Source organism: Youngiibacter multivorans (assembly GCF_017873395.1).
GTDB classification, from domain to species: Bacteria; Bacillota; Clostridia; order Clostridiales; family Clostridiaceae; genus Youngiibacter; species Youngiibacter multivorans.
Map to the genome: position 1 here is coordinate 1 of NZ_JAGGKC010000053.1, position 8,115 is coordinate 8,115.

The following is an 8,115-nucleotide window of genomic DNA, read 5'->3' on the forward strand; positions in this document are numbered from 1 at the left end:
ATAATATGTTAATGTCAATAACTCCTTGAGTCCCAATGAAAAAAAGAAAAGCACCAGATCCGTTGGTGCGAATCTGATACTTTGTCTACAGTCTGACGGCTCCCCTGAGGGGAGCCGCTTCCTTTAACTTTTCATTATCATACAAGCTTGGCTGTAAGCTCCGCAAGCTCAAGTATCAGCTTTTCAGTCTTGTCCCAGCCGAGACACGCATCAGTTATGGACTGGCCGTAGTTCGTGCCTGTCTCAGGCTGTGCACCATCCATTAGGTAGCTTTCTATCATGAAGCCCTTGAAGAGCCTTTTGATGGATTCTGAGCTCTTTGCGCTGTGCATGACCTCCTTGGCTATCCTTGGCTGTTCATTCCACATCTTCATTGAATTGGCATGGTTGCAGTCGACGATTACAGCAGGATTCTTGAGGTTTGCTTCCGTATACATCCTAGCGAGCATCATGAGGTCCTCATAGTGGTAGTTCGGTATGCTTCTTCCGTACTGGTTCATTGCTCCTCTTAAGATCGCATGTGCCAGAGGATTTCCATCAGTCTGCACCTCGTTTCCGCTGAAGATGAAATCATGAGGAAGCTGTGCTGCCTTTATTGAATTCAGCATTACATTGATGTAGCCGCTTGTCGGATTCTTCATTCCCACAGGCTCGTTGATTCCACTTGCAGTAAGCCTGTGCCCCTGGTTCTCTACGGACCTGGCTCCAACTGCATGGTATGCAAGTATATCGTCAAGGTATCTGGCGTTCTCAGGATACAGCATCTCGTCTGCCCCCGTGAACCCCGTTTCCTCCACAAGTCTCTTATGAAGATGCCTGATTGTGTATATGCCCTTGCTTATGTCAGGAGCCTCATTGATATCCGGCTGATGCAGCATCCCCTTGTATCCTTCTCCTGTGGTCCTAGGCTTGTTCGTATATAGCCTGGGTATCAGCACAAGCTGTTCCTTGACCTTCTCATTGACACCAGCGAGCCTTGTCATATATTCCATGACTGAATCTTCCCTGTCCGCCGAGCAAGGCCCGATGATCAGGAGCTTCTTCGATGACTTCCCTTCAAGGACCTCCCTGATTTCAAGGTCTCTCTTAGCCTTAACCTCAAGAGCTGATTTAGTCAACGGAATCTCTGATTTGATCTCCTCGGGGGTTGGTATTGTTTGAATGTGCTTGAAACTCATGCTGGACACCACCTTATTAATCACTTTTTTTATCTTTTGTACAAAGCAGAACTAAACCCGCTGATACATTTCCTACCATTTTAGCAGAAAATCAGTCAGTTGGCACTTTTTTTATTGGTATGATTTTTTTTCAATTAATCTTCTCAAAAATCATCATTCGTACAATTCGCAAGTAAATTCTAATTATCATCAGAGCTTCTGGCAGGACGGACAAAAATATACATTACCGCCCATATAGGCTTGCCTCACAATGGCTTCACCACAACTTGGGCAGTGTGAGCCAAGATTCTTAGCCGACATGACGGTCCTGTAGCCGCCTTCCCTGCCATATAAGTCCTTCTCAGTGTCCCGGCCACCCTGGTCAGCCATAAGCCTCAGGGTATCCCTGGTGCACGAAAACAGCTTATCCAATTCTCCACTATCAAGGTTTCCGATCTTCATTTTCGGATTGACTCCGGCATTGAACAGGATATCCTGGAGTACTCCATTCCCAAGCCCCGGAATCCTTTGCTCAGTGGCCAGAAGTGCCTTGATGCTGAGGTTCTTTTTTTCACCCAGGGCTATGCTCCTGAAGTATTCATTGGAGAAGCCATCAGTTAGCGGAGATGGCTTCTCCTGTGCCATCCTATAGTACTTGTTGTCTGTTTGTCCCTCAGCGAATGCCCAGATTCCACCGTACATCTGTATTGTGCAGCTGATTGCCGAACCATCGTCAAATCCAATTAAAAGCTGATGCTTTTCAGGAAGTGGTGAACCTGGCTCATGATACCTTATATTAGCACCATCTCCAAAAAGTATCCTTGAATCCCCTGCCTCAATTTCAATAAATCCTGCTATAGCCTTTGCTTGTACTATAGGCTTTCCTTCAAGCAGTTCATTATAGAATGCAGGGTCACCGCTATAAAACGCGAACTTATGAGGAGAATGACCTGCTACTGCACTTTTGATGTGTTTACCCGCTATCTCTATGCAAAGCTGCCTGCTGATAGCAAAGCTTTCAGGAATTTCAAGCATATTGACACCCCCTGTATTGAGCATGCCCTGACACCTGTGATACCTAACTCTCCTAAAAATCTTGTAAAGTGCTACAGCCTTACCTCTATCATTTCACTCTCATTGACGACACAATATGCTACGCTTTCCTCTACCTTGAGGTAAATCTTAAGATCCTTGATTTCATTCTTCTTTCTGGTCTTCTTCCATTCCTCGAAGAACAGGTCAAGAATCTCCTGTTCCTGGAACCTCTTTTCCTGATACTCGACAATGAATTCATGCTTTTGCTTCTTCTTGCTGTCACCCTTCTTCGCTTTCTTGCCTTCTTCTACGATTTCAACCGCTTCAAACTCTTCATGTGCTTTCATTAAAATCACTCCTCGCTTGTTTTTTCATGGCTCATTATTTACCGATGAGCCTTTCATCAATCTGCATAATTAATCCGGGACTCCTGCTGCTAATGATTCATCCCGATTACAAGTATTATATCATTGCCAGATGAAATTATCAGATTTTTCAATTCATTCTCATGCAAATCCTGACTAATGCAGATTTCGCCTGAAGAATGCCAAAGCCCATGCAATAAGGAACATTCACCTGATTGCCCTTAAAGGTATATAATCAAGGTGAGGTGAGACCTATGAAGAAGAGGATGATCGACTATCTTAAATATGCTGAAGATATCTCAATAAAGGACATGGATCCAGAGGAAAAAGAAATTGTCAGGAGGAATCTCCTCATACAGATAGGCTTCTTCCAGCATGAGAGGCTTATACACCTTATAGTGACAGTTACTTTCGCCATTATCTCGATGATCACACTTATTTGCCTAATCCTTAAGGATAACCTTTTTCTATCTATACTTCTTCTGCTTCTCCTGTTTATGCTGATTCCATATGTAAACCACTATTTCAGGCTTGAATGGGGAGTACAGAAGCTTTACAAGTTCTATGACATGCTTGAGGAAAAGTCCTGGAGAAGCAGCAAATAAGAATCCGTCATAGATTACAGTGGAGTATACAATTCCTTCTTAACTACAAATTCACTCCTTTTCTCCATAATATCTCCACAATGTCCCTATATCATAACGGTGTAGAAAGAATAAATAAAAAAATAAACCAGAAGAAAAGGATACTGATTGATATGATGAAGAGAATAGCAGGACTCGCACTTGCACTTACGCTGCTTGCTTCGACACCGGCATTTGCCGCTGAAAAAGCCATACAGGCACTCCCTTCAGCTCCAGCCATCGCATTCGAGATACTTGAATCTCACGGGGTCAAGCCGACAGGCGAAATCCTGAAGATGGTTGCTGACCACATGGAGAAGGATTCCTCCTTCATGGGAATCGCAAAGGACGACCCTATGTACAGGCATGAAGTTATGCACTTCCTGCATTGTGAACTGGAAGTAATCGAGATGGAGCATGACGAATGCATGCACCATGGAATGACAGAATAATCAGTTCCATCCCGATATTTCATATATGTAAAACGGATCTTTGGCGGCGTACCGCTTAAGATCCGTTTTCTTCATTTACTAGATTTTTCTTATCCTGAATCACTTTCCTCAGATTCTGAATCCGAACCTTTCTGATACCTTCTCATAAACAGGAACATCCACACCATACTTCCTGCCCATCCTCACCACTTCAAAGACCAGCCCGTCAATTTCTGATGCACCGCCCTTCTTCAGGTCCCTCTGCATCGATGCAGAGGCTGAAGGACTGAGGCTGTCTATGAATGTCAGATTGGACGTAACAAGGTCAGTCTCGAACTCGATGCCCATGGCTTTCGCAATGGAGAGTATCTCCTTTGTGAGTGCTGTGAACATGTCCCTGATTTCCCCTTCCTTCTGGAATTCTCCGGCAGGTACGTCGTAGTATGCACCGCAGGCAGCAAATGGCGAGATGAATCCGAACTTCTGCAGAGTATCACGTGTTATGTTGTCGGAAAGCACTGCTATGATACCACTTTCCTCCAGGTCCTTCTTAACCGCCTGAAGTACATCGCGATTTTCTTCTGCCTTTCTCGTACCAAAAACCACCTTGATTCCGTCGCTCTTCTTGACTATTGTTCCAGGCTCGGATATTTCGGCAGCTATGTATATGCATCCATCAGTTACCAGTATTCCGGGAAGCTTCTCCTGCATTCTGCCGCCAGTACCATAAATATTGAGGATTGGAATGACAACCGTATGAGGCCCAGATACCTTGCTGATAAAAGGAATGGCATCATCAAGTGAATACCCTTTAACACATACGAAAATAACATCAGGTCTCTCATTGTAATTCTCCATGTCAAAAGCCTTTATTGGCTTCGTCACGAAGCTACCCCTGTCGGGAGTCTCCATCCTGAGTCCGTTCTCTTTGATAGCCTCAAGGTGCTTTCCTCTCGCGATTACCGAAACATCTTTCTTTGCCTCGTTCATGTACGCTGCGATGCTTCCGCCCGTACCTCCTGCTCCAATTACCAGATATCTCATAAGTCCCTCCAAAAAAATTTATTTGTTCCAATAGCTCCATCCGTATTTGCCTTTAAGCTCCACGAACACCACTTCTTCAATGATCCTGGTGAATATTTCTCCGTTAATGTCCTTCTCCACAAGCATGAGCTCCTGGCACCCTCTCGGGCCGACAGGGATAACCATCCTTCCTCCAGCAGCAAGTTGCCTGAGAAGCTCCTGAGGCAATTCTGCTGCTGCCGCAGTCACCATGATCCTGTCATAAGGAGCATGCTCCTCCCATCCAAGGCTTCCATCACCAGTCATAAAGGATATGTTGGTGTAGCCGAGTCCGAGAAGCCGTTTCTTCGCTTTCTCCGCCAAAGCGCTTATCCTCTCTATGGTATAGACCTCACCAGAAAATTCAGCGAGAAGCGCAGTCTGATATCCTGAGCCTGTGCCTATCTCAAGCACCCTGCTGCCCTTTTCAGGTGATAGTATGTAGGTCATCTGAAACACAAGGCTTGGCTGCGAAATTGTCTGCTCATATCCGATAGGAAGTGGCTGGTCATAGTCCGCATACTGCTTATATTCGTTGTCGATGAAATATGCCCTGTCGAGACGCTCAGCAAAAGCCTTCAAATCTTCGAAAATCAAAATTTTCGCCCCCTCAATCCACCAAGGAAAGCTCTTCACCACACCTTTATTGTATCATCTTGCACCATTACACAACACACGAGTTCTTTTGTTTTCAGGAATCTTAAAACAAAAGAACTGCTCCCGCAGCGGCGTGAGCTGCCACGGGAGCAGTGGGTTATTTTGTTACTTCTTACCTCCCTTGTTTCCAGGCTGAGGATCTCTTGGTGCACCACTCAGGTCCTTATCGAACGGATCACCTGATACTACAAGGCCTATCTCGCCATATGGCTCGCTATTCCTTGCAGGGTCTGTTCCCGTAATGTATGTACCTGCGTCAGTGTCCACACCCGCGCCCTCAGACAAGTCATAGAGGAACTTCACGATATCCTTGGTGCTGTACCTTATGACTGTACCCGGTCCAAAGTTTGAAGTAGGAACCACATAGCTGTTATATTCTCCTGTCCAGTCAACCATTACGTCTCCTGTGGAGCTAGCTATTAAGATATCCCGTCCTCCGCCTCCGAACAGTATGTCGTCATAGTAAGTCGGATTGCCAGTTGGTGCAAAATCTACCTCGGTGTTGTCAGTCAATGGATTGTGGTCATCATCAGCATTCAGGAGATCATCTCCAAAGCCTCCGAACATCCAATCCATCCCAGGTCCGCCTACCAGCCAGTCGTTTCCAAGGTCACCGAATATCATGTCGTTACCGTCAAGTTCATTTGCATTAAAGTTCATCAGGAACTCTGTCCCGCCAGTCAGTACAAATTTACCGTTCTTATCCACCATAACCCTTGCCATTGGAGCCTTTGGATTATATGCAGCAAACAATGTCGTCGTCGCATTATATCCAAGAACATTCCCAATGTTCAAAGGTGCCATGTAGAATTCAGCGAGTGCCTCTGCTCCTGATATCGCATCGTCTCCAGAGCCGCCATGCAGGAAGTCGTTGCCAAGTCCACCGTAGATTATGTCGTCTGCATGCTGTGGGTCATAGAAAGGATCCTTCATGTCATCCACATTGAATGGATACAGGTTGACCGTCTTGTTGATCTCACCGGACTTGTAAATGGTGGCTGTCATCGACTTTGTTCCCTCGATATACAGCTCTGCATTCAATCCGATACCATACAGAGGTTCCTCTATTCCATTCCTTGATGTGTATATCCTTCCGTCATCTCCAAGCACTCCGTCATCACCGGTTCCGCCTGAGATCCAGTCATGGCCCCAGCCTCCGATGATATCATCATCTCCGGCTTCTCCATAAAGGATATCATTACCCTTCATACCGTAAATCGTGTCATCTCCAGCCTCACCATGAATGGTATCCGCATCTCCAATATCTACTGAAGCTGCACTGACATAATCAGGTCCTCCAGGAGTATAGTCAAGAAGCTTCGCTACCCTTGGAATCAGCCTTCTGATTTCTACGTAAGTGTCATAGCCGTATTTAAGGTAACCATCAGGTCCTACCAGCCTGTAGATGTTTCCATTGTCTCCAAGGATTACATCCGCATCATTTGCATGCTTTCCATACCCAACAGTGTTTCTGCCAGTATCGGTGCCTTCTCCGCCAAATATGGTGTCAGAACCATCCGACCTCTCTTCAGCCAATTCAAATCCAAACAGATTTGAACTTCCTCCGATTATGTCATCCTGCCCCAGTCCTCCATAAATGGTATCTGTTCCGCTACCGCCCTCAATGTAGTCATCATCAAGGTCTCCATCGATGTTGTCATTTCCATCCTGTCCGAATATCATGTCTTCGCCTGCTCCACCATTAATGTCGTCATTTCCTGCAATTCCCAGATGGTTGAGCTCTATACCGAATTCGAACCAGAACGGTGCATCTCCAGGATAACCCATCATTCCTCCGACGTTTACACTTCCGTCAGCAAGGTATACCGGTCCAGTAGCAGTTACGTACCTGTTTCCTGCATTGTCTCCATTTAATGTGTCAAGCGAAGCGTTGTCACCTGCTATTAAGTCATCTCCGGCATTTCCGGAAATGGTATCTGTTCCGCTTCCTCCTATAAGTATGTCGTCGTCATCGCCACCTGTGATGGTGTCGTCTCCTCCGTCTCCTTCAAGGCTTGTCACTACGCTCTGGATTTCAGCTGTTCCAAATACCTTCTCTCCGGCTGATGCTGTCCTGCTTATTGTTCCATGGTCTCCAAGCATCACATTGCTGCCTGCACCACCAGTCATGTCGTCGCCTCCGGTTCCGCCAATCATGATGTCTGCTCCAATGTCTCCTGTCATGATATCAACATCGCCATCAAATTCAACATGCGAGTCTATAGTTACAAGCATATCTGTGACTGCTATATCTCCATGGTCTCCAAGCATTACGTCATCTCCACCATTACCGTAAATCTTATCCGCTCCAGGACCGCCTATCAGGATCTCTGCATCGTCTCCACCTGTCATGATGTCAATTCCGCCGTCTCCTTCAAGTCCTGTCACTATGCTCTGGATTCCAGCTGTTCCAAATACCTTCTCTCCAGCTGAAGCTGTCCTGCTTATTGTTCCATGGTCACCTAGCATCACATTGTTGCCTGCACCACCACTAATTTCGTCACCTCCGGTTCCGCCCATCATGATGTCTGCTCCCAGGTCTCCTGTCATAATGTCGTCTCCACCATCAGTTCTGACATTCGAGTCTATGGTTACAAGCGTTTCTGTGGCTGCAATATTTCCATGGTCTCCAAGCATTACGTCGTCTCCGCCATTACCGTAAATCTTATCCGCTCCAGGTCCGCCTATCAGGATCTCTGCATCGTCTCCACCTGTCATGATGTCAATTCCGCCGTCTCCTTCAAGTCCTGTCACTATGCTCTGGATTCCAGCTGTTCCAAATACC

At 46.1% G+C, this 8,115-nt stretch carries 8 protein-coding genes; 2 read left to right on the forward strand and 6 right to left on the reverse strand.

Translation table 11 applies throughout. The features are described 5' to 3' along the window. Positions 1-137 precede the first annotated feature (137 nt). The 3 genes from J2Z34_RS17155 to J2Z34_RS17165 form a co-directional block, all read right to left on the reverse strand. Positions 138-1,178, reverse strand: a complete 1,041-nt coding sequence (locus J2Z34_RS17155) for a 3-deoxy-7-phosphoheptulonate synthase (protein ID WP_209461096.1) — start codon at positions 1,176-1,178, stop codon at positions 138-140. Positions 1,179-1,367: 189 nt separating this feature from the next. Then, positions 1,368-2,192, reverse strand: a complete 825-nt coding sequence (locus tag J2Z34_RS17160; protein ID WP_209461097.1) for an endonuclease VIII — start codon at positions 2,190-2,192, stop codon at positions 1,368-1,370. A 71-nt stretch (positions 2,193-2,263) separates the two neighbouring features. Further along, positions 2,264-2,539, reverse strand: a complete 276-nt coding sequence (locus J2Z34_RS17165) for a DUF6465 family protein (RefSeq protein WP_209461098.1) — start codon at positions 2,537-2,539, stop codon at positions 2,264-2,266. Between the two features lie 272 nt (positions 2,540-2,811). On the opposite strand from J2Z34_RS17165, the gene J2Z34_RS17170 reads away from it, so the two are divergent. Together J2Z34_RS17170 and J2Z34_RS17175 are read left to right on the forward strand one after the other, a co-directional pair. Beyond that, positions 2,812-3,162 (forward strand): hypothetical protein, encoded by a 351-nt coding sequence (locus J2Z34_RS17170; protein WP_209461099.1) that lies wholly within the window; start codon positions 2,812-2,814, stop codon positions 3,160-3,162. 152 nt (positions 3,163-3,314) lie between these two features. After that, positions 3,315-3,632: a hypothetical protein gene (locus J2Z34_RS17175; protein WP_209461100.1), complete on the forward strand. Its 318-nt coding sequence runs from the start codon at positions 3,315-3,317 to the stop codon at positions 3,630-3,632. A gap of 108 nt (positions 3,633-3,740) precedes the next feature. On the opposite strand, the gene J2Z34_RS17180 is transcribed toward J2Z34_RS17175, so the two are convergent. The 3 genes from J2Z34_RS17180 to J2Z34_RS17190 form a co-directional block, all read right to left on the reverse strand. Next, the gene (locus J2Z34_RS17180; RefSeq protein WP_209461101.1) at positions 3,741-4,655 is read right to left on the reverse strand and encodes a ketopantoate reductase family protein; all 915 of its coding nucleotides are present in this window, start codon (positions 4,653-4,655) and stop codon (positions 3,741-3,743) included. Between the two features lie 18 nt (positions 4,656-4,673). Next, entirely contained in the window at positions 4,674-5,270 is a 597-nt protein-coding gene (locus J2Z34_RS17185; protein ID WP_245250909.1) for a protein-L-isoaspartate(D-aspartate) O-methyltransferase, read from the reverse strand. Between the two features lie 165 nt (positions 5,271-5,435). After that, on the reverse strand, positions 5,436-8,115 hold a 2,680-nt coding region (locus J2Z34_RS17190), incomplete at its 5' end, for a calcium-binding protein (RefSeq protein WP_425348061.1).